A 22,366-nucleotide genomic window follows, 5' to 3' on the forward strand; every position below is an offset into this window, starting at 1 on the left:
TATATCAACTACTACAACAAAGACAGGATCAGGCTTAATTTAAATGGAATGAGCCCGGTACAATACCGAGCTCATCACACTAATCGTTAATTCTTAAACTCGTCCAACTTTTGGGGTGCAGTCTATTTCCGGTGCATTTTTTATTTAAACTCAAATTAGTATGCTTGCATAATAGTATGCTGTTTCCTTACATTTGCAGACAGGCTGTAAAATCAGATGTAATTGCTTGTAATCCGTTGAGATGATGAGTTTTTGCAATTTGCTCTTTATTGAACATTTATCTTCCTAACAGCTGAAAGCGCATTGCTGCCAGCTACTTACATGAATAAGGATGCGTAAGGAAAAGACGATCGATTTCCAGATAAAATGGGCATGGCATTCCATTTCCAGAATGTACAATGCCTATGCTGCGCGCCATGATACCACAATGGCAGTCGGCTATGTGCTGCTGAACATTGACATTGAAAAAGGAACTCCGGCAACCAAAATTGCGCCTTTGCTCGGAATGGAGCCAAGAAGCCTTGTCAGGATGCTAAAAAACCTGGAAGAACGCGGCCTGATCAAAAGAGAAGTAAGTGAAAGTGACAAACGCTTTGTCCGAATTGTACTGACCGATCTGGGAAAGGAAAAAAGAGAAGTGGCGCGCGAAGGCGTCATATCATTTAATACAATGATCCGCGATAAAATCCCGCTTGAAAAACTGGTTACTTTTTTTGAAGTAATAAAAGAAGTAAATAAACTCGTTGAAGAAGAAAACCAGAAACTAAAAGCCGGAGAAATAACAGACGATTTTGAATAGGAAAAGCTTTTTGGCAGTTAGCGACTAGCTTTTAGCCGTTAGCTTTTGGTCATTAATAAATTTTCATTTTTGTCAGCCGTTGGCTTCTGCGTTTGATCATTAATAAAGAAAGAATAGTTCTGTAAAAAAAATCCAGTAAAAGCTTACAGCTAATCGCTAACAGCTAAATAGCTAACAGCCAAAAACCATAAACCCATGAATCGTTCCATCCGTAAAGTTGCCGTACTTGGCTCGGGTATAATGGGCTCCCGCATTGCATGCCACTTTGCCAATATAGGAGTCGAAGTTTTGTTACTTGACATTGTTCCCAGGGAAGTTTCCGAAGCCGAAGCTGCAAAAGGCATTACAGCCAGCCATCCGGCTTTCCGCAACAGAATCGTCAGCGACTCTTTTCAGCAGACTTTGAAAGCAATGCCGGCTTCCTTGTACAGCCCTTCGTTTGCTTCCCGGATAAAGCTTGGGAATTTTGAAGACAATCTTCCGGAAATCAAGAATTACGACTGGGTTATTGAAGTGGTTGTAGAAAGGCTGGACATCAAAAAAAGCCTTTACGAGAAAGTAGATGCGCTCCGCAAACCGGGCACGCTTGTGACTTCCAATACCTCCGGGATTCACATTCACCTCATGGCAGAAGGCAGAAGCGAGGATTTCAGAAAGAATTTTTGCGGAACCCATTTTTTCAATCCGCCCAGATACCTTCGTTTGCTGGAAATTATTCCAACGGCCGAAACCGAACAGTCTGTCATTGATTTTCTGATGCATTACGGGGATCTTTTCCTGGGAAAAACAACCGTTCTGTGCAAGGATACGCCCGGTTTCATTGCAAACCGGCTGGGAATCTATGCATTGATCCAGACCATTCGTGTAGCATCGGAGATGAATCTGAGTGTGGATGAAGTCGATAAACTGACCGGGCCTGTTGCCGGACGTCCAAAATCAGGAACATACCGCTTGTCGGACGTTGTGGGTTTGGATACAACCGTACATGTTGCCAATAATCTGTACGCATCCGGCGAAGGGAATGACGAGTCCCGCGATGCCTTTGTACTTCCTGAGGTTATACAAAAGCTTTATGACAACAAATGGCTGGGCGATAAAACCGGACAGGGTTTCTATAAAAAAATAAAAGACGAAAAAGGCAAATCGGTTATTCTTGCGCTGGACTTTGATTCTTTTGAGTACAAGCCTTCGGAAAAAGTAAAGTTTGCTACGCTGGAAAGCACAAAGGCAATCGGTGATGTTTCCAAAAGGTTTGCAGTACTCATCGCAGGCCAGGACAAAGCCGGAGAATTTTACAGAAGAACGTTTGCCGATATATTCCGTTATGCAACGCTGCGGATTCCGGAGATTTCGGATGAAATTTTCAGGATCGATCAGGCCATATCGGCCGGGTTTGGCTGGCAGCTCGGACTTTTTGAAACCTGGGATGCCATCGGCTTGAAAGATATGCTTTCCGTTATGGAAGCACTTGATCTGAAACCGGCTTCATGGGTTTACGAAATGATTGAGAACGGCCATTCTTCTTTTTATAAAGTGGAAAACGGCAAGCGTTTTTACTACGATGTTCTTTCAAAATCCTATAAAAAAATACCCGGTCAGGAAAGCTTTGTTATACTTGGCAACCTTTCCGAAAATGTGGTTTGGAAAAATGCCGGAGCAAATCTGTACGACATTGGTGATGGCATTCTGAATCTCGAGTTCAGGTCCAAAATGAACACCATGGGCTCCGAAGTGATTGAAGGAATACAGAAAGGAATCAGTCTGGCCGAAAAGGATTTTCGCGGGCTTGTGATCGGCAATGAATCCAGCGAGGCATTTTCAGCGGGAGCCAATCTGGCCATGCTGTTTATGTTCGCCATCGAGCAGGAATTTGACGAAATCAATATGGTTATCGGGCAGTTTCAGCAAACGATGATGCGTGCACGTTATTCTTCAATCCCGGTTATTACTGCGCCGCATACGCTTGCACTGGGCGGCGGCTGTGAACTGAATCTGCACGCAGACAAAGTTGTGGCACACGCAGAAACGTACATGGGACTCGTGGAATTCGGTGTCGGGATTATTCCGGCAGGAGGAGGAACAAAGGAAATGGCACTGAGATGCTCGGATATGTATCAGTCGGGAGATCCGGAACTGAATATCCTGCAGGCTGCATTCATGAATATTGCACAGGCAAAAGTTTCAACGTCGGCCCGTGAAGCCAGAGAAATGAATTATCTTCAGGATAAAGACCAGATCGTCCTGAACCGGTCGCGGCTTATAGCGGAAGCAAAACAGGCTGGAATAGATCTTTCAGAGAACGGTTATACGCAGCCCAAGCAGCGAAATGACATCAAAGTTCAGGGAAAAACCGGTATTGCGCTCTTTATGGCCGGCATTGCGCAGATGCGCCTGGCCGGTTACATTACGGATCACGATGCAAAAATTGCGAACAAACTGGCTTATGTGATCAATGGCGGAGATTTGAGTTACCCCCAGAATGTAACGGAACAATATCTTCTGGATCTGGAACGGGAAGCTTTTTTATCGTTGTGCGGAGAAAAGAAAACACTTGAAAGAATGCAGGGACTGCTCAACGGAGGAAAGCCGCCAAGAAATTAGGAAAAGCATGATATAGCGTACGTATGTGGCTTTTATGGAATTATTGTTTAATGAAATTATGTTCTAAAATCAATAAAATTCGGTGAATAGTTATATACTGGTATTAATATGCCAGAAATTTTCCGGATTCAGTTCATCATCAGACAAACTAAGTTCTTTAAAAGAAGGATTAATAAACAATGATTTCAAAAAAAGCCAAATATGCTCTGAAAGCCTTGAAAGTGTTGGCGGAACAATACGGGAAGGGCCCGGTTCTGATATCGTATATTGCTGAAAAAGAAAAGATTCCCAAGAAATTTCTGGAAGCAATTTTACTTGATCTCAGAAACAACGGCGTACTTCAGAGCCAAAAAGGGAAAGGTGGCGGTTACTTGCTGAGAATGTCCCCGGCAGAAGTGAATTTTTCAAAAGTGCTCAGGATTATAGACGGCCCGATTGCGCCGGCGTTATGCGTTTCCATGTTCTTTTACGGTAAATGCGATGACTGTAAAGATGAGGAAACATGCAGCTTGCGGTCTGTTCTGGAAAGATGGAGAGATGCAAACCTTGCGGTTCTGGACAAAACCACACTGAATGATCTGCTTCAGGCAGAAAATACTTCTAAAACAAATCTCTTATCTCAGTTGTAAGCGGTCTTTTCTGATATAAAGTTTTGTATCATCGAAGCTGCCTGCATAGCTGTAATTTTTTTGGATGTAAGTATTGATTTCCGGAAAGTTTTCAAGGCTCTGGGTTTTCTTGTCCTGAAGCCATAGGCTGTTCTTGCCAACGGCATCTATAATAATGGCCGGTTTGGTCCTTTCCATATTTTTCATGTAACGACTGAAGTATTTCTGTCGCATCGAATGATTGAATATAGAGCGTTCCGAATGACTTTCAGCTGTTCCCTGAGGCAACTGCGCTTCTACATAATACGCGCTCTGCCAGCCCCATACAACCAAACAGTCATCGGGTTTACTGTATTTTTTCAAGGCTTTTACAACGGCGCTTTCTTCAAATGCATTCTTTTCCGAAGATATGTAGTTATTTAACGTACGTTCTTTTTTATAGTTATAAGCACTATTGGCGGCAAACCACATTAACAGCAAAACGGAAGGTACAATGCTCCATTGTCTGAAATTGGCCAAGCCGTAAGCCACAAGCAAAGTCCAGGGAATAATGCAGAAATTCAGGTAATGAATGAAATTATTTCCTGATTTGGTGACGGCATAAATGCTGGAAAAAGCCATAAAAAGAACTACAAACCGAACGACATGATCCTCTTTTTTATCAATTGATTTCTGGAAAATTCTGATTACGGCTGCAATAAAAGGAATAAGAGAAATGATTGTAAAGGCCCTGAAGTCTGCACTCAGATTGATTATTTGTAAAAACAGGGCTGAAATAGATATTGCTTCATTTCCACTTGCATAAATAACATTCCCGAACAGATAAAAATCAACAAGATCCGTCAGAACATGAAAGGAATAAGCCCAGATGAAAGTGATAACCGGAAAAGTAAGCCCGCCAAGTAAAAGTACTTTCAATGGTCTGGAATCTCTTTTGAGCTCGAACCAGCGGTAACAAACCCAAAATGCAGCCAGCACTGTAACAATGGCTTGCGGAACAGCCTGAAGTTTGGCAAACGGAATAGTTCCGGCTGTCAATCCGAGGAATAAGGCATTCCATTTTAAAGAGCCAGAATGGTTCGTGATCCTTGACAGCAGCCACATTGATAAAGAAAGCAGAAATACAGGCAACTGTTCACTGGAATAATGAACAAAATCTTTTTCCTGCGTAAATGACAGAAACAGAAGCGGAAAGATGAATGCTGTACGTGCGGTAACATTGCCAAACCAGTTTTTCAGTGTAAAAAACAGCAATAGCAGCGAACCGCATGAACAAAGAATTCCTATCAGTCTGGCGGAAATATAATTAAGCTGAAAGCCCAGAATGCGCGGAACAACGAGCAGGTAATTATCCAGCGGCCCGATTGTAGTGCCGTCAACAGAACGCCAGTAAAGCGGATCTCTGAACAGCGTAATGGCGTGACTGAGCATCTGGCTTTCATCCGCATTCAGCTCCCGGTTGAAAACGATGACGGGCAAACGCATAAAAACCAACAGCAGAATACTCAGGCAAATAAAAACCCTTTCAGGAACAAGCCGGAAAACGCCTGCAGCGATGACAATTTCTGCCAGAATGTAACCGGCAAACCAGTACACTATGGGAGCGTTATCAAAGCTGATCATACAATTAGCTGAAAGTATCTACTTTTTCTACAAAATCCCGGTAATGAACTGCCGGAATGAAATGTTGCTGCGAGCGGTACTGCAAAACCATAAATACCAGAAACAGGGATATCAGAAATGATTGCAGCATCAGAATAGTTAAAGTACTTCCCAGCGTTGAGGCCCAGCCGGGCGTCGCGTTCCCGATCAGTTTGAGGAACAGGATTACTACAATGAATGTGATGGCAATTCCTGACATAAACATGGAGAATATCAATATCCTGACTGCAGTGGTGTCGATCATAACGGAAATGGAACTTAACCCATGCAGGATCAGCGAAACAAAGTTCATCTTGCTTTCTCCTGCAAGCCGTTTTGCACGGTTTGTAAGTACAGAATCGTAAGGAATTTTCGATTTGATAATCCCGCCGGGATAATTGTTCCAGATTTCCGAAACACGGACCAGATTCTGTAATCTTTGTTTTGGAACCAGACTGAAATTGCCGAATGTAATTACTTTTCCGGTCAGCAGTTTGAAAACGGATTTATATATTACATAAAAGAACCTGAACAGGAGGTTTTCTGTACGTTTGTTCCTCTCAGCAAATATAATTTTATCAGGTTCTTGTAAAGACTTGCCTATGAGCTTATTAATGTCGTCGGGGGCATCTTCTCCGTCAGCATCCATTACAATTACCTTGTCGGCCTCCATATTTTCTGCAATGTAGGACAACCCGATTGCGATGGCTCTCTGATGTCCGAGATTGCGGTACAGCTTCAACACCTTGATTGCTTTTCCTTTAAAACCGACAAACGGGTTTACTCTGGCTTTGGTTGAACAGTCGTCCACAATAAGTATCGTTGACTGCTGCAGAATAACCGGGTCAAGATCCGCATTGATCTTTTCTATCAGTAAATTCAGCGCCTCCCAGTCGTTGAATTGGGGAATTATAATAACATAATTTTCTGTCATAGGAGGAATTTAAAAAAACCTCCGCAATCCTTTTTGATCGGCGGAGGTCACTGAACTTCTTAGACCATTTTCGCTCCTAACCTGGAAGAAATGCCGTCATGAATCTGTGTAAGTGTTTCGACCAGCCCGAATTCCCAGTTCCAGCCGGGATAATGGGACTTGAATTTGGTAAGGTCGCTTACATACCAGATGTGGTCTCCGATCCGGTTTGTTTCCGAATAGGAGTAAGACAATTTATTTCCGGTGATCTGCTCGCATAATGCAATGGCTTCCAGCATGGAACAGTTTGCAAAACGGCCGCCTCCGGCATTGTAGACTTCGCCGGGACGAGGATTCTGATAATAATGCCAGAACATATTTACAAGGTCATGGCTGTGAATATTATCACGAACCTGCTTGCCTTTATAGCCGAAAATGGTGTAATGATTTCCTGTAATTGCACATTTCATCAGATATGCCAGAAATCCGTGCAGCTGAGCACCCGAATGGTTCGGGCCGGTAAGGCATCCGCCGCGGAACACAGCCGTTTTCATTCCGAAATAACGTCCGTATTCCTGCACCATAATATCTGCTGCAACTTTGGACGCGCCAAAAACAGAATGCTTTGTATGGTCTATGCTGTGGCTTTCGTCAATGCCGTTTTCAAAATAAGGATGGTTTTCATCAATTTCCCAGCGTGTTTCCAGTTCGATCAAAGGAAGGTAATTAGGATTGTCGCCGTAAACCTTGTTTGTTGAAGTAAATATAAAAACAGCTTCCGGCGTATGAAGCCGGGTCATTTCCAGCATGTTCAAGGTTCCGACGGCATTTACGCCAAAGTCAGTAAACGGCTCTTTGGCGGCCCAGTCATGGCTTGGCTGTGCAGCAGCATGTATAATGAGCTTGATATCTGTTCCGTATTCCCTGAAAATAGGTTCAAGCTGGCTTACTTCACGGATATCTGCCGAGTAATGCTTGTAATTATCAAAGGCATTCTGAATTCTGTTGCGGTTCCATTCCGTGTTTCCGTCAGCCCCGAAGAAATATTCCCTGAGATTATTATCAATGCCGATTACGATATCAAATTTATCCGCTAGAAAAGCGACCGATTCACTTCCAATCAGTCCGGCTGAGCCGGTAACCAAAGCTATATTCATGTTGATTTTATATTTAACAGCTTATACATTCCGCAGAATATACACCTGCATTACCTATGTGGTGTAAAGTAAATTAAAATTGTTCAATTGTAATAATGCAATTATCCTGCGGAAAGCCGACACGGAGATTATACGCAGAAACGAATATTAAAATTATTCAATATCCGCATAAATAAAAAAAGATACCTCTTTGTAAAGAGATACCTTTTCTATTTATGTCAGGGAAATATTATTGCTTTACGACAGCATTACTTATGCCGCTGTATAGTTTTTCACGGATGGCATTAACGCGCGTATCCAGTTCCGGTTTTGGCTCATATTTGTTTGCCAGCTGGCGAGGCAATGAATCCGGGCTTACACCATAAACATAGTCATTGCCAGAATTCACATCTTTTTGCTCTATATGATTGTATTTCTGGTATTCGCAGGAAGTCATCAAAGCCAGGCCTGCAACAAACGCCACTATTTTATTGAATTTCATTTCTCGATCGTTCATAAGTAATACCCACAAAAATAACCGCCATTTTCATAACCACCAAATTGAATGGAAATGAAATATCAATTTTTTAACTGCGCGAGTTCATCATGAACAAACTGCATCAGCTCGGTTATATGCTGTTCTGAAAAGTCAAAGGGAATATTGGCAGCCTGATAAATCTCTCCGATCGTAGCTGTATAACCCAGTTTCAGTGCATCCAGATAGCCTTTCAGCCCCTGTTCCGGATTGTTCCTGTAATTTTTCCATACACCGATGGCACCGAGCTGCGCAATCCCGTATTCAATATAGTAAAACGGAACTTCATAGATGTGAAGCTGGCGCTGCCACAGGTATTTGCGGTATTCTTCCAGTCCGGACCAATCCATGACGTTGTCCGTAAATGCTCCGTAAATGTCAATCCATGCTTTTTTCCGCTGCTCTGCATCGTGCTGCGGGTTTTCATACATCCAGTGCTGGAACTTGTCCACGGTTGCAACCCACGGCAATGTTTCTATAATCGATTCAAGATGCTGGATTTTGGCGCGTTTCAGGTCATTTTCATTTTCAAAAAACTCATCCCAGAAATCCATGGTAATGAGTTCCATGGACATGGAAGCAAGTTCGGCAACTTCCGAAGGCGTATGCTTGAATGAATTAAGCGCCAGGTTACGCGTCACAAGCGAATGCACGGCATGGCCGCCTTCGTGCAGAAGCGTGATCATATCGCGGAGGTTGGAAGTAGCGTTCATGAAAATGAAAGGCACGCCAATTTCGTCCAGCGGATAATTATAGCCGCCCGGCGCTTTTCCTTTTCTGGATTCCAGGTCCAGGTGTTTCATCGTTTTCATTGTCCGCAGACAATCGCCCAGAAACGGATCCAGACGCGAAAAGCAGCGAATGGTTTTATCCAGCAGATCGTCGCCATTTTCAAAAGGTTTCAAGGGTGCCAGTCCGTGCGGGTCCACTTTGGTATCCCACGGACGCAGTGCATCTACTTTCAAGGCTTCTTTTCTACTGGCAGCCATTTCGTCCAGCATGGGAACAACGGCTTTTTTTACAGAATCATGAAAGTTGAAACAATCCTGAGGCGTGTAATCGAACCTGCCCATGGCGGCAAACATGTAGTCGCGGTAATTACTGAAACCTGCATTTTTCCCGACTTTGTCACGCAGACTTACAAGCTTGTTCAGCAATTCGTCCAGCTGTTCATGATCTTCATAACGCCTGTTGCTGATTGCCCGCCACGCTTCTTCGCGCACAGTACGGTCTGTTGACTGAAGCCGGTCCGAAGCCTTTTGCAAAGTCATTTCTTCGCCGTCAATTGTAACCGTCATCGCTCCGGCAATGGCGCTGTAACGGCGTTCCTCCGTCTGCATTTCGGTTATAACCGGAATATTCTCTTCGCGGAATATCTCGATTGCTTTTTTCATCCCGCGCAACGTAATTGCATAACCTGGTTCTTTTAGTTCGCTCAGGAACGGGTTTTCAACCACTTTTTTGTCCAGCGCATTTCCGTATTCGGCCAGTTTCGGCTGTATTTCAGTGATAAAAAACTGCAGTGCATTGATCAGGCTTGTGTTGGCCGTATCGCAGGTCTGGCGGATATAGCGCCATGCAAAATTTTCTGATAAGTAGGATTCAATTTCGCTGCGGTCCGAAAACCATTGCCTTAGTTCTTCGGCAGAATTGATTTCTCGGTTTTTAAGGTTTTCAAAAAACGGCTCAACGTCTTCCCACTTTTTAAGGTCAAATTCTTCTCCGATAAATACCCTTGCGGCGCGGGTCGGAACTGCTATGTTTTCTTGATTGGTCATAAGTTTCTTGGTGCAATTGGAATGCTCAAAGTTAAGATTGAATCCGTAAAAAGTACAATGCCGCGCCGCAATGGATCAGGAATGGCCCTGCTGCGTTACATCCGTCAGATTATCTGTAACTACGTTTTCAGTTTCCTTAACGTTTGCAAAGGCGAAATGCATTTTTTCTCTGTCAAATTCCTTTTCATTGCTGGCGAGCCATATCGTAGCCACTCCGTTCCCGATAAAATTGGTAATGGCACGCGCTTCGGACATAAACCGGTCGACGCCCAGCAGCAAAGCCAGGCCTTCCAGCGGAATAACCTTTATGGCCGTCAAAGTAGAAGCCAGAACGACAAAACCGCTGCCCGTTACGCCGGCGGCTCCTTTGGAAGTAACCATTAAAATACCGATCAGTGAAAAAATCTGTGCAAGCGTAAGGTGAACGTTGAAAACCTGCGCAAGAAATATCGTAGCCATTGAAAGGTAAATCGTGGTTCCGTCCAGATTAAAGGAATAACCGGCGGGAACAACAAGGCCGACAACCGGTTTGGAGCAGCCCATCCTTTCCAGTTTTCCCATCAGAGACGGCAGTGCAGCTTCGGAGGAAGAAGTCCCGAGTACAATCAGCAGTTCTTCACGGATGTATTTCAGGTACGACCACAAACTGATTTTGTAAGTTCTCAGCACAAGTCCCAGCACGCCGAAAATGAAAATGGCCATTGTGGCATAAACCGTTCCCATCAGTTTGGCAAGCGGCAGCAGCGTATGGATTCCGTATTTTCCGATTGTATACGCCATTCCGCCGAACGCTCCGACCGGTGCAAAGATCATGACAAAGTGCAGGGCGCGGAAAACGTATTTGGAAGCAAAATTCAGCCAGTGAATAATCTTGTCTTTTCCGGAATATTTGCTCAGTACCGTTCCCAGAACAAGCGAGAAAAGCAATACCTGCAGCGTAACATTATCGAAAAAGAATTGAAGCCAGCTGAAATCATGGACCTTGCTGGCATAAACCGAAATATCGCCTTTTTCAAGGTTGCTCGTCACAACGCCTTCTCCCGGCCGGATGATATTGGCGACGATTACGCCAACGATTAATGCCAGCGTTGTAATTACTTCAAAATAGATTAATGCCTTTGCGCCGACTTTTCCTACTTTTTTCAGGTCGCCCATTCCGATAATTCCCAGCGTAATGGTCAGGAAAATGATAGGATTGATGAAAATCTTGACAATCTGAATAAACCCTTTCCCAAGAAAGTCCATTTTCACTGCTGTTTCCGGATCATAATGCCCGAGAAGCGCTCCGGCCGTAATCGCAGTCAGAACCCAGAAAGTGAGGTTGGTAAATAACTTTTTCAAAATTTAAGATGTCTAAAAGTATAGGATCGGAAAGGAAGCTGATGTTACGCCGTTCAGGAACAGTGTAATTTTTGAATATACAATAATAAAAATGTCGAGACCGAATTTAGGGTTACAAAGTAAAATAATGCGTATTATTTATACCAATTCTAAATTATAATTTATATTTGCCTTTATAACGATCCATATCAAAAGAAGCAGACCAGATTATTTTACACGATGCACATTTTACATTGACTGTTGAAAAGAATTTTTGGTCCGAAAGGAAATTGTATGCATTTCAACACATTGCAATTTCAGTAAAGCATTGATTATTATTTGTAACAAGCATTGAAGATAAAATAAATTTCGCCATAGTAATCTTAAAGAGCCGGGTTGTATTGACCGGCTCTTTTTTGTTTGATTAAAAAAATATCTGAATGAAAAAATGATTAAAGCAGATTTTAAATTTTGTAAACTTTTCAAAAAATTATTTTAATTAATTATCTCACATTTAGCATCTTACATCTAACAATTTGTAAACATTATTTTTTAATCCGTACTCCAGAATTAATTTTTGTAAATTGCCATCCTTTAAAACCTGTCAACTTACTTAGCGGCGCCAATGGAAAAAATAGAAGAATTTACACAGGAAAAGCGTACTTATACGAGCGATGAAGCATATCAGGCTTCTCTGGAATACTTCAAAGGTGATGATCTGGCGGCCCGCGTCTGGGTTAATAAATATGCATTGAAAGATTCTTACGGAGCGATTTACGAAGCTACTCCCGACGATATGCACCGCAGGATTGCAAAGGAAATTGCGCGCATTGAACAGCTATATACCAATCCGCTATCCGAAAACGAGATCTTTGATCTTATAAAGAACTTTAAATACATCATTCCGCAGGGAAGCCCGATGACGGGTATCGGAAATCCTTTTCAGATTGCTTCTTTGTCCAACTGTTTTGTGATCGGGAACAACGGCTCTTCAGATTCGTACGGAGGCATCATGAAAATAGATCAGGAACAGGTGCAGCTGATGAAAAGACGCGGCGGCGTCGGCCACGATCTGTCGCATATCCGTCCGAAAGGTTCGCCGGTAAAAAATTCTGCACTGACCTCAACCGGCATTGTGCCTTTTATGGAGCGTTTTTCAAACTCCACGCGTGAAGTGGCGCAGGACGGCCGCCGCGGCGCATTGATGCTCTCAGTTGCCATCCGCCATCCGGATTCCGAGGATTTTATCAATGCCAAAATGGAGCAGGGCAAAGTGACAGGCGCGAATGTTTCGGTACGGATTGATGACGAGTTCATGAAATCTGTAGAGTCGGGAATTCCATACATACAGCAATATCCGGTCAAAAGCGATAATCCGACGCATCAGAAGGAAGTTGACGCCAGTGCACTCTGGAAAAAAATCGTGCATAATGCATGGCAATCGGCTGAGCCGGGCATATTGTTCTGGGATACAATCATTCGTGAGTCAGTGCCGGACAGCTATGCGGATCTTGGCTATCAAACCATTTCGACCAATCCGTGCGGCGAAATTCCATTGTGTGCATATGATTCCTGCCGTTTGCTGGCTATCAACCTGTTTTCTTATGTAGAAGAAGCTTTTACGCCGCAGGCAAAGTTCAACTGGGAACTGTTTAAAAAGCATATTGGCGCTGCACAGCGCATGATGGACGACATTATTGATCTTGAACTGGAAAAAATAGATGCCATTCTGCAGAAAATTGATGAAGATCCGGAAGAGGAAGAAGTAAAGCGTGTAGAACGGAACTTATGGCTTAATATCCAGAAAAAAGCCAAAGAAGGCAGAAGAACCGGCATCGGCATTACAGCAGAAGGCGACATGCTTGCCGCGCTTGGTCTGCGTTACGGAAGTGACGAAGGAAGCGAATTTGCCGTCGAGATCCATAAAACCGTTGCGCTGGAAGCATACCGGAGTTCTGTTCACACGGCAAAGGAAAGAGGCGCTTTTACCATTTATGATTCTGAAAGGGAAAAAAATAATCCGTTCATCCAAAGGCTGAAAGAAGCGGATGCGCAGCTTTATTATGAAATGCTGGAATACGGAAGAAGAAACATTGCGCTGCTGACTATTGCACCGACAGGAACCACAAGCCTGATGTCGCAGACGACTTCCGGAATCGAGCCTGTTTTTATGCCTGTTTACAAGCGCCGAAGAAAAGTAAATCCGAACGATAAAGATGTGCGGGTTGATTTTGTTGACGATATTGGTGATTCCTGGGAAGAATACGTTGTTTTCCATCACCGTTTCAAGCAATGGATGGAGGTGAACGGCTATGAAACAGACAGAAATTACGCTCAGAAAGAACTGGATGAACTGGTTAAAAAATCTCCTTATTACAAAGCCACTTCAAACGACGTCGATTACCTTAAAAAAGTGAAAATGCAGGGCGCAATCCAGAAATGGGTTGATCATTCCATCAGCGTAACCATTAATATGCCGGCTGACGTAACAGAAGAACTGGTTGGCGAATGTTACATGGAAGCTTGGAAAGCCGGTTGCAAAGGCGTTACCGTATATCGGGACGGCTCGCGTTCAGGCGTTCTGATTGCCAATACAGAGAAAAAAGAAGAAACCGGAACAACAATCAACGTTCCGTTTCCAACCATCAGGCCGCAGGTGCTGGAAGCTGATATTGTCCGTTTTCAGAATAAAAAAGATAAATGGATCGCGTTTATAGGCATTATTGACGGAAGACCATATGAAATTTTCACCGGTATGGCCGATGATGACGACGGCATTTTATTGCCAAGATGGGTTAATCATGGCCTGATCATCAAAAACCGTGAAGCGGACGGCAGTTCAAGATACGATTTCCAGTACAAGAATACACGCGGTTATAAAACGACCATTGAAGGATTGTCCTACAAGTTTAATCCGGAATACTGGAATTATGCAAAACTGATTTCCAGTACCTTACGTCACGGCATGCCGATTGAAAAAGTCGTTGATCTGATCAGTAGTCTTCAGCTTGACGAATCCATCAATACATGGAAAAACGGTGTGGCGCGTGCATTGAAACATTATATTCCCGACGGAACGGAAGCTGTGAAACAAAAATGCCAGAACTGCAATTCTACGAATCTGCTATATCAGGAAGGTTGCCTGACGTGCAAGGATTGCGGTTCTTCCAAATGCGGATAAGCAAACCGAAATGAAAACAAAAGAGCCTTGCAGGGTTGGATTCCGGCAAGGCTCTTTTCTGTTTTTACAAAAATCAGTAAGTATCCTCTATAATTCCAAGGTAATTGAACGGCGACAATGCGCGCAGCTCTTCGCGGATTTTTTCAGGAACGTCCAGTGTTTCGATGAAGCGGGAAATGGACTCACGCGTAATTTTTTCGTTGGTACGCGTCAGTTCTTTCAACGCTTCATACGGTTTCGGGTAACTTTCCCTTCTCAGGATTGTCTGGATTGCTTCCGAAATGACTGCCCAGTTGTCTTCCAGATCCGCTTTCAGGACTTCCCCGTTCAGTTCCAGTTTTCCAAGGCCTTTCAGTAAAGAGTTGAGCGCAATGGCCAGATGCGCAAGCGGAACACCGATGTTTCTTAACACAGTAGAATCCGTTAAGTCACGCTGCATGCGCGAAATCGGAAGCTTGGCTGCAAAGTGTTCAAACAATGCCGAAGCAAGGCCAAGGTTTCCTTCCGAATTTTCAAAATCGATCGGATTTACTTTATGCGGCATCGCAGAAGAACCCACTTCGCCCGCTTTGATCTTTTGTTTGAAATAACCCATGGAAATGTAAGTCCACATATCCCGGTTAAGGTCCGTAAGAATTGTATTCAGCCTTTTCAAGCAGTCAAAAGTAGCCGCCAGATTGTCATAATGCTCAATCTGAGTAGTATGACGGCTTCTTTTCAGTCCGAGCCCTTCCACAAAATGATTGGCAAAAGCCATCCAGTCCTGTTTGGGATAAGCTGCATGATGTGCATTGAAATTACCTGTTGCACCGCCGAATTTTGCCGATGGCGGTATTTTGTCAAGCATTTCCAGCTGACGTTCCAGTCTTTCCACAAAAACCATGAATTCTTTTCCGACACGCGTCGGCGATGCAGGCTGGCCGTGCGTATAAGCAAGCATCGGCACATTTTTCCATTCAATGGACATCCTTCGCAGCACAAAAAGAACCTGGCGGAACAAGGGCTTGATCTGCCGTTCCATTGCATCTTTCAGTGAAAGCGGAATAGCCGTATTGTTGATATCCTGTGAAGTAAGGCCAAAGTGAATAAATTCCTGGCAGGACTCGATTCCAAGCTTTTCAAATTGTTCTTTTATAAAATACTCGACAGCCTTGACATCGTGGTTTGTTACTTTTTCAATATCCTTGATGTGAAGCGCGTCCTGTTCGCTGAAATCTTCATAAATTTTTCGCAGTGAGGCATATTTCTTCTTATCAAATTCTGCCAGTTGCGGCAAAGGGATTTCACAAAGCGCAATGAAATATTCAATCTCTACGTATACTCTGTAATATATAAGTGCATATTCAGAGAAATAGGCAGATAGTTCGGATACTTGTTTGTAATAACGGCCGTCAACAGGTGATATAGCCGTAAGTTGATTTAAAGACATGATTTTCAATACAAAATAAATTATTCGGCAAAGTTAGTAGAATTCGTCTTCCAAAAATGGTATAAACGGCATGAAATATTCTTTTTGGTATTTGTAACAGAACTAATAAAACAATTCGCATATTCGCTGAATTAACCTGATCTTTTCAAATCATGCAGCCTTCCCCTTTTATCGGAGAATTAGTAGGAACAATGGTTCTCATTTTACTTGGCAATGGCGTTGTTGCCAATGTTGTGCTTAAAAAAACAAAGGGTGAAAGCGCCGGCTGGATTGTAATTACTGCCGGCTGGGGATTTGCAGTCATGATCGGGATTTTTACAGCCAATGCATTCGGCAGCGCCGCTGCTCATCTGAATCCTGCGGTAACCATTGCATTTGCCGTTTTAAGACAAGATTACAGCCTGATTGCCAGTTATATTCCTGCACAACTGATTGGAGCATTTTTTGGTGCCGTTCTGGTATGGCTGCAGTATTTTCCGCATTGGCGTGCAACGGAAGACAAAGGTTCGAAACTGGCCTGCTTTGCAACCAATCCCGCCATCAGAACGGCTCCGTATAACTTTCTGAGCGAGTTTATAGCCACATTTTTACTTATTGTCGGTGTAGTTGCCATTGGCTATGCAGGCACTTCTGATCCGGAAAGAGGCGGAATTCCATCGGGAATATCACCGTATCTTGTTGGCATGCTGGTATGGAGTATCGGATTGTCACTGGGCGGAACAACGGGTTATGCCATCAATCCGGTTCGTGATCTCGGCCCCAGAATGGCACATGCTATTCTGCCGATTCATGATAAAGGAAGTTCAGAATGGGAATACGGCTGGATTCCTGTAATAGCACCCGTTCTGGGTGCTATCGCAAGCGGTCTTGTTCTGCGCTTCTTTTATTTCTGATTACTCTACTTTGATTTTCCCGCCGCCGGAGTAACTTCTGTATTCACCTTCATACATTGCATCGGCAGCAGCCGGTCCAACGGTGAATGTGCCTTTTGAAATAATCCTGGCCTGATAATAAAACGTTTTTGGCTGGCTTTCAGCAGTTGTAAAAAAGTGAATACGATCGTCGCGAATGTCATAATATTCCGGCACAGCTGCATTTTTAATCCATGGCATGTCGCGTGGTTCCGTAATGCGGGGATTTTCAATTTCAAAGCCGGCCGGAAGCAAATCCGTTACAACTACGTTTTCGATCGGCAAACCATGAATGCTTGAAAGGGTTAATTTGACAACGACAAGATCATTTTGCCGGAATGTCTGTGCCGTACTTCCGTCACGTGTCAGAAATTCCCGACGTATGCTTAAACCCTGATCTTCTTCCAGATAAGAGCCCGTAGCCGACATTCCTTCAGATTGTGAAAACCAGTACAGACTGCCATTTCCCTGCGTTGCAACCGCCAGTTTTTTATTGGCAATGCCTTTTGCAAGTTTCAGTTCTTTTCCGCTAAATGTGGATAAGGCTTTTCCGTTGGCAGAAATGGTTGCTGTTACGGTTGAAGCGGATGTGCTTTTAGCCGTCTTTCCCAATGCCAGCACTGCAAAAGCTGCTTCCTGCGTGTTGATATAAGCTGTTGACTGGATTGCTTTTGAAAGTTGCCTTGCCAGTACCGGAATCTGCGGATTGTCAGGATCGCTTTCCAGCAAAGTATTTAAAACCAGTGAGATATTCCTTAAAGGAGAAGAATAGCTGTCATCAGCAAATTGCGAACTGCTTTCCGCCACGTATTTCTTTGGCAGCATGGAAGCAAAACTTCTCGCATCGCCGGAAAGCTGAAATGCGCCGGCAAGCAAATATTTTGAATCAATTGTAAGCAGCTGAGGATTTTGCTTGTAATAATTCATGGATGCACGATTGGGATGGCCGGTTAATGCCAGTACATAAAGCGAGTAAATAGCCTCGCGGCGAACAACCGTTTTCCTGATCTGCGAACCCGATGAAGGCTCGCTGCCATAAGCCAGATCGTTTTTGGTACTGGCAAGCACAATTTCCCTGTTTGCCGTTGTTCCGGTCTGTAAAGTCAGGTAATCCAGTGCGCGGCTCATTGTTTTGGCATTTGTTTCAAAACCTGCTTTGCGTGCTTCTTCAAGAAAATGGACTGCATACGCCGTTGTCCACCAATCTTCCTGCGTTGCGCCGGGCCACATGCCCATACCGCCGTTGAAAAGCTGCTGGGATTCTATTTTGCGGATAGCCTGCTGCACATTGGTCATCGGATTAAAATCGCTTTCACCGCTTTTGACCATGTAAACCGGCGCTGCCATAGCTTTGGCCAGATCAGAAAAGTAAATCTGCGGAAATGCCTTCGAAATCGTTTGTTCCAGACAACCGTACGGATAACCAAGCAAAGTGGCAAGCGCTTTCCCGCCGCCTTGCACCAAAGGTGAGCGGCTGAACACAACCTGACTCCGGCTTGTTGCCGGAATGAAAGAAGTGGTCAGATCGATCAAACCTTGTTTTCCGCCGGCAATGGTGCCGGAATTGCTGGTTTTTAAAAGCGGTGATGCCGGCCGTATGGTTAATTGTGTCTGATTTACAAAGGTTTCCCCAAAAGCATTTACCTTGATTGTAACATTCCCAATGCCCATTGCGAGCAATGCTTTGACCGAAAATACAGCGCGTGTTTCTTTGCCCGCAGGAATTACAATCTTTTGTGTTGAAGATGCTTTATCAGAAGTTAACGGCCCGTTTAATTGCAATGTTACGGTTGCCGGAGCCGCTTTCTGCTCCGTATTGCTGATATTGACGGGCAGCGTCAGTTCATCGCCGGGACTCAGAAAGCGCGGTAACCCGGCACTGATCACAATCGGATCGGCTACTTTCATGTTTTTTGCTGCTGAGCCGAAAGCATTGTTTTTATACGCAACAGCCGTTATGCGCAAGTCGCCGCTGAACTGCGGAATATCCACGTCGAAAGTCGCTTCTCCGTTTCCGTTTGCTTTCAGAATGCCGCTCCAGAAAGAAACCAGTTCCGTACGTCCGTTGCTTAACGGATTTATTCTCCGTTCCAGGTCATAGCCATCACCGCCAAAGCTGGATGTGCCGGTTATTGTCAGTTCCGGAAACAATTGAGCGTATAAATCGTGACTGGTAACTTCCAGCGCCCGCTTGCTGTAAAAATATCCGTGAATGTCTGGTGTTTTTGAGTTTTTGATCTGTAAAATTCCTTCATCCACAACGGCCAGTGTAACCTGTGCGCCGGGCTGCGTTTTTATCTTGATATGCTGTCTGGTTTTGGATCTTGATTTTTCAATTGAAGTAATATCGACAGACAGTTTGCGGTCGGGATCTTCTACAAAAACAGGTGTAAATCCATGCGCTACGGTAAGCGGCAAGTCCGAAGCATCAAACGGGCGGATCAATGTGGCTGTCACAAACACATTCGGCAAATGCTCTTCTTTAAGACTGATTTTCAGTTCGGCGGCTTTTTTTTCGGTTGTAAGAATATGCTGTTCGAGTACACTGTTGCGCTCGACCGTAACGAGCAGCCTTCCGTCAAATGGCGTTTTGAACAATATCGTGGCATTTTCTCCGACTTTGTATTTCTCCTTATCGGTTTTCATGATCACCCTTCCTTCATTGCTCACCTCAAATGACGAGTACTGCGTATAGCCATAGCCATAAGCATAGAAATTTGCCAAAGTAGAATGTTCCGCGCCGGGACGTCTTACACGAATTTCATATTCGCCCGAAACCGTCGGAACGTACTGAAAAAGTGTTTTTCCATTCGTCAGATTCAGTGTATTGGAATAAACTGTTTTTTCACTCTTTTTGGAAGTATACTGAAGCTGGTCATATTTTTTTTCAACAACGGTCTGATATTCCAGTCGCACGACTTCCACTTTTGCCGAAGCGCCTTTTTGTAAAAGCCCTTTGCTGTTTACGCCGATAATCTCAACCGGCACAGGCGCATTGGTGCCTACATACAAATCCGGAAGTTTGATTCCATAAAATACAGGCTGTGTAAAAACTTCAAAGCGGTGCAAACGATTAACCGGACGGCCGTTTTCATCAAAAACCGTTACATAAATTTTACCTTCAAGCAAGCCTTTGTCTTTCAGCTCGGGAGAAAGTTCAAATTTTTCAGTGGCTTGTCCCTGTTCATTCGTAACGCCCTGACGCCTTTCCGACATAAGAGAGGTTTCAGCAGGAATGTTAAATGTATATTCAGAAAATTCGGCGGCATCAAAAGTCTTACTTGTCAGCTGTGACTGCATTTCATAAGTCCGGCCGGCTGCAGGCGGGCCAAAAAGGTTTACGGCAGTTGCTGTCAAGGCAATAGTTGCTCCGGAAGTATATTTCTTTGCAGCGCCGCTCAGGTCTACTTTGATCCGGTCCGGCATAAATTCCTCAACACTGACCGCCTGTGAAGTCAGCAGAACGTCGTTCGCATTGTAAACTTCGAATACGTAAGTGCCCGTCAGTACCGCAGCGTCCATTTTTACTTCCGTTTCCACTGCACCCTGCTCATTTGTATTTTTTCGCCAGGTCCGGTATTCACGTCCGTTCGGCGTAAGCATGCGCATTTTCAATGGGATATTTTCTGCATTCTGCCAGCTTTGCGTTCTCAGCACCGTATTGAAATGCATGGTTTCACCCGGTCTGTAAATATCGCGCTGGCCATAAATGAATGCCTGAAAACCGGAAGCATTATCCCGCCGGCCTTCTACCTCAAAACGGGATGTTTCAACTTTTGTATCATTCAGGATAAGGTAATTGAAATCTTCCTTGCCTTCGGCAGTAATCATGGCTACTTTAAAACCCGGCGCTTTTTCGCTCAACTGTTCAACATGCGCAATGCCCTCTCCGTCCGTAGTGACCGTCTGAATATGCTGGTTATTGGAGCTGACGAGCGTAATTTCAAGATCGGAAAGCGGTTCATTGGTTTTGATGGAATTGGCAAATATCCATAGTTCGTCTTTTCCCTGCTTGGCAATCAGTCCGATATCCGAAATAGAAACCAGTTTGGTGGCACCCTGATACCTTTCTTCATTGGAATTAACCGAAACCAGATATATTCCCCGCCGTTGGTTGTCGTCAGGAAGCGCAATGTTCAATGCAGAAATTCCTTTGTTTTTCGGCAGGTTCTCCGTTTCAACAACCTTATCCACAAGTACATCGCTGAAATTGCCGTCTGTGTCATCACTGAAATTGAAAGATCCCGTCGGAAGCCATTCTTCATCCACATAGTCATAATTGTTCCAGCGGTTGTTTCGGATATATGCAAGAATGTTGTTGGCATACAGCTTGGATATACGTACCTGAACTTTCGGGATATTTACGATCTGAACACCGACATTTTTCGAGCTTTTCGGCGTCATGTAAAGTGCCTTTTTGTTGACAAATGAAATTCCCGGAGGCATTTTACCAAAAAATAAATCCCGGGAAGTTTCTTCTTCAAGCGTTTGTCCAAGCATGCCTTTCAAGGATTTATTGACAAGCAGCGCGTACGTATCCGTTTCATTGAAATCAGCTCTGATGATAAAACCGTTTTCCATTGCTTCCGTTTTGGGTGTAACTGCAGGATTTATACTGAATCCGTTTTCAATACTTTCCCGGTTAAGTTCCTGCGTTGTCACAATCCTGACAAAAGGCGTATTGTTTTCAAAACCCGTTTCAATATCTGTAATTTCCAGATGCAACGGAGAAGGCAGGCTTGCTGTATGCGTCAGGGCTTCCTGCGTTACATAGGTTGTATTTTGCGCTTTCAGCCCTTTATCCAGCGTTAAACTGATCGATGCAGGATTGTTGTCGGCTTTGCCCGTATTGGCCAGTGCAAGCATTACAATATGATCATTGACCGAAGGCAGTATTCTGTAATCAACCGCTTTTCCGGCCAGTGAAAGCTTTAACTTTTCGGCTACATGCTGCGTATTGACCGGATAATTGAAAATCAGTTTCAGCCTTGCTTCCTGCCTTCCGCTTTCCTGAGAAATGGTCCACCAGCTTTCGGTTTCGCTCAGCCGGAGATAAGGCGTGTGAAAATCAACAGGTTCCGAAGAAATCCCCAGCTTTTTGTCTTTATCCGTTTTGGAAATCAGAAATTCAGTCAGTTTTGCTTTGTAAGCAGTAGCAGCACCGAATCCTGTAACCGGAGAAAAGACCAGTTCATTCGGAGCCGTCCATTTGAATTTTCCGCGTACAGCCGGTTCGAACGCGATATATTGTGTCGAATCCCAGTTATTCAGCTCGTTCTGAGGTACAAGGTCCTTGTTAAATGTAAAAATCAGGTTCTGCGACTGACTGATTTCATTGGTAAAATTAGTACCGGAAACCCGCACTTCATTTACGGAAGAACAACTGCCCAGCAGCAATGAAACAAATGCAAGAATGCAAAAGGCAACAGTATGATTTTTCATAAAGAGGAGAAAGCGTAACGGCACGAAGAATTCATTTGTTTATAACCCGCGCAAAAAACCAATGCAACAAAA

At 44.0% G+C, this 22,366-nt stretch carries 14 protein-coding genes; 6 read left to right on the plus strand and 8 right to left on the minus strand.

Annotated features, from left to right (window positions below; translation table 11 throughout):
• Positions 1–3: 3 nt before the first annotated feature.
• The 4 genes from FEM33_RS27025 (at position 4) to FEM33_RS11565 (ending at position 4,029) form a co-directional block, all read left to right on the plus strand.
• Positions 4–90: an IS3 family transposase gene (locus tag FEM33_RS27025; RefSeq protein ID WP_374756416.1), complete on the plus strand. Its 87-nt coding sequence runs from the start codon at positions 4–6 to the stop codon at positions 88–90.
• Positions 91–331: 241 nt separating this feature from the next.
• Positions 332–799, plus strand: coding sequence for a MarR family winged helix-turn-helix transcriptional regulator (locus FEM33_RS11555; protein ID WP_139012181.1), 468 nt, complete (start codon positions 332–334; stop codon positions 797–799).
• 195 nt (positions 800–994) lie between these two features.
• Positions 995–3,400 carry a 3-hydroxyacyl-CoA dehydrogenase/enoyl-CoA hydratase family protein gene (locus FEM33_RS11560; RefSeq protein WP_139012182.1) on the plus strand — a complete coding sequence of 802 codons (2,406 nt, stop codon included), beginning with the start codon at positions 995–997 and terminating at the stop codon, positions 3,398–3,400.
• A gap of 179 nt (positions 3,401–3,579) precedes the next feature.
• Positions 3,580–4,029 carry an RrF2 family transcriptional regulator gene (locus FEM33_RS11565; protein ID WP_139012183.1) on the plus strand — a complete coding sequence of 150 codons (450 nt, stop codon included), beginning with the start codon at positions 3,580–3,582 and terminating at the stop codon, positions 4,027–4,029.
• Here the strand turns inward: FEM33_RS11565 and FEM33_RS11570 are convergent.
• From FEM33_RS11570 to FEM33_RS11595, 6 genes are all read right to left on the minus strand, one after another.
• Entirely contained in the window at positions 4,015–5,631 is a 1,617-nt protein-coding gene (locus FEM33_RS11570) for a hypothetical protein (protein WP_139012184.1), read from the minus strand. The two genes, FEM33_RS11565 and FEM33_RS11570, sit on opposite strands and share 15 nt — an antisense overlap.
• A 4-nt stretch (positions 5,632–5,635) precedes the next feature.
• On the minus strand, positions 5,636–6,583 hold the full coding sequence (locus FEM33_RS11575) for a glycosyltransferase (protein WP_139012185.1): 948 nt from the start codon (positions 6,581–6,583) through the stop codon (positions 5,636–5,638).
• Positions 6,584–6,642: 59 nt separating this feature from the next.
• Complete coding sequence (locus FEM33_RS11580; protein ID WP_139012186.1) at positions 6,643–7,719, minus strand: NAD-dependent epimerase/dehydratase family protein; 1,077 nt, start codon at positions 7,717–7,719, stop codon at positions 6,643–6,645.
• Positions 7,720–7,948: 229 nt separating this feature from the next.
• Positions 7,949–8,215, minus strand: coding sequence for a hypothetical protein (locus FEM33_RS11585; protein WP_229214207.1), 267 nt, complete (start codon positions 8,213–8,215; stop codon positions 7,949–7,951).
• A gap of 62 nt (positions 8,216–8,277) precedes the next feature.
• Complete coding sequence (locus tag FEM33_RS11590) at positions 8,278–10,011, minus strand: M3 family oligoendopeptidase (protein WP_139012187.1); 1,734 nt, start codon at positions 10,009–10,011, stop codon at positions 8,278–8,280.
• Between the two features lie 75 nt (positions 10,012–10,086).
• Positions 10,087–11,352 (minus strand): cation:dicarboxylate symporter family transporter, encoded by a 1,266-nt coding sequence (locus FEM33_RS11595; RefSeq protein WP_139012188.1) that lies wholly within the window; start codon positions 11,350–11,352, stop codon positions 10,087–10,089.
• A 604-nt stretch (positions 11,353–11,956) separates the two neighbouring features.
• Here FEM33_RS11595 and FEM33_RS11600 point away from each other — a divergent pair.
• Positions 11,957–14,512: an adenosylcobalamin-dependent ribonucleoside-diphosphate reductase gene (locus FEM33_RS11600; RefSeq protein WP_139012189.1), complete on the plus strand. Its 2,556-nt coding sequence runs from the start codon at positions 11,957–11,959 to the stop codon at positions 14,510–14,512.
• Between the two features lie 73 nt (positions 14,513–14,585).
• On the opposite strand, the gene purB is transcribed toward FEM33_RS11600, so the two are convergent.
• Entirely contained in the window at positions 14,586–15,941 is a 1,356-nt protein-coding gene (purB, locus tag FEM33_RS11605) for an adenylosuccinate lyase (RefSeq protein WP_139012190.1), read from the minus strand.
• 152 nt (positions 15,942–16,093) lie between these two features.
• Between purB and FEM33_RS11610 the strand changes: the two genes are divergently transcribed.
• Positions 16,094–16,834, plus strand: coding sequence for an MIP/aquaporin family protein (locus FEM33_RS11610; RefSeq protein WP_139012191.1), 741 nt, complete (start codon positions 16,094–16,096; stop codon positions 16,832–16,834).
• On the opposite strand, the gene FEM33_RS11615 is transcribed toward FEM33_RS11610, so the two are convergent.
• Complete coding sequence (locus tag FEM33_RS11615; RefSeq protein ID WP_139012192.1) at positions 16,835–22,294, minus strand: alpha-2-macroglobulin family protein; 5,460 nt, start codon at positions 22,292–22,294, stop codon at positions 16,835–16,837.
• Between the last annotated feature and the right edge of the window lie 72 nt (positions 22,295–22,366).

Source organism: Dyadobacter flavalbus (assembly GCF_006149045.1).
GTDB classification, from domain to species: domain Bacteria; phylum Bacteroidota; class Bacteroidia; order Cytophagales; family Spirosomataceae; genus Dyadobacter; species Dyadobacter flavalbus.

What these genes read in the sequence shown, in the direction of transcription:
- FEM33_RS11555 (WP_139012181.1), top strand. Translation starts at nt 332, where the DNA reads ATGCGTAAGGAAAAGACGATCGATTTCCAGATAAAATGGGCATGGCAT.
- FEM33_RS11560 (WP_139012182.1), top strand. Translation starts at nt 995, where the DNA reads ATGAATCGTTCCATCCGTAAAGTTGCCGTACTTGGCTCGGGTATAATG.
- FEM33_RS11565 (WP_139012183.1), top strand. Translation starts at nt 3,580, where the DNA reads ATGATTTCAAAAAAAGCCAAATATGCTCTGAAAGCCTTGAAAGTGTTG.
- FEM33_RS11570 (WP_139012184.1), bottom strand. Translation starts at nt 5,631, where the DNA reads ATGATCAGCTTTGATAACGCTCCCATAGTGTACTGGTTTGCCGGTTAC.
- FEM33_RS11575 (WP_139012185.1), bottom strand. Translation starts at nt 6,583, where the DNA reads ATGACAGAAAATTATGTTATTATAATTCCCCAATTCAACGACTGGGAG.
- FEM33_RS11580 (WP_139012186.1), bottom strand. Translation starts at nt 7,719, where the DNA reads ATGAATATAGCTTTGGTTACCGGCTCAGCCGGACTGATTGGAAGTGAA.
- FEM33_RS11585 (WP_229214207.1), bottom strand. Translation starts at nt 8,215, where the DNA reads ATGAACGATCGAGAAATGAAATTCAATAAAATAGTGGCGTTTGTTGCA.
- FEM33_RS11590 (WP_139012187.1), bottom strand. Translation starts at nt 10,011, where the DNA reads ATGACCAATCAAGAAAACATAGCAGTTCCGACCCGCGCCGCAAGGGTA.
- FEM33_RS11600 (WP_139012189.1), top strand. Translation starts at nt 11,957, where the DNA reads ATGGAAAAAATAGAAGAATTTACACAGGAAAAGCGTACTTATACGAGC.
- purB (WP_139012190.1), bottom strand. Translation starts at nt 15,941, where the DNA reads ATGTCTTTAAATCAACTTACGGCTATATCACCTGTTGACGGCCGTTAT.
- FEM33_RS11610 (WP_139012191.1), top strand. Translation starts at nt 16,094, where the DNA reads ATGCAGCCTTCCCCTTTTATCGGAGAATTAGTAGGAACAATGGTTCTC.
- FEM33_RS11615 (WP_139012192.1), bottom strand. Translation starts at nt 22,294, where the DNA reads ATGAAAAATCATACTGTTGCCTTTTGCATTCTTGCATTTGTTTCATTG.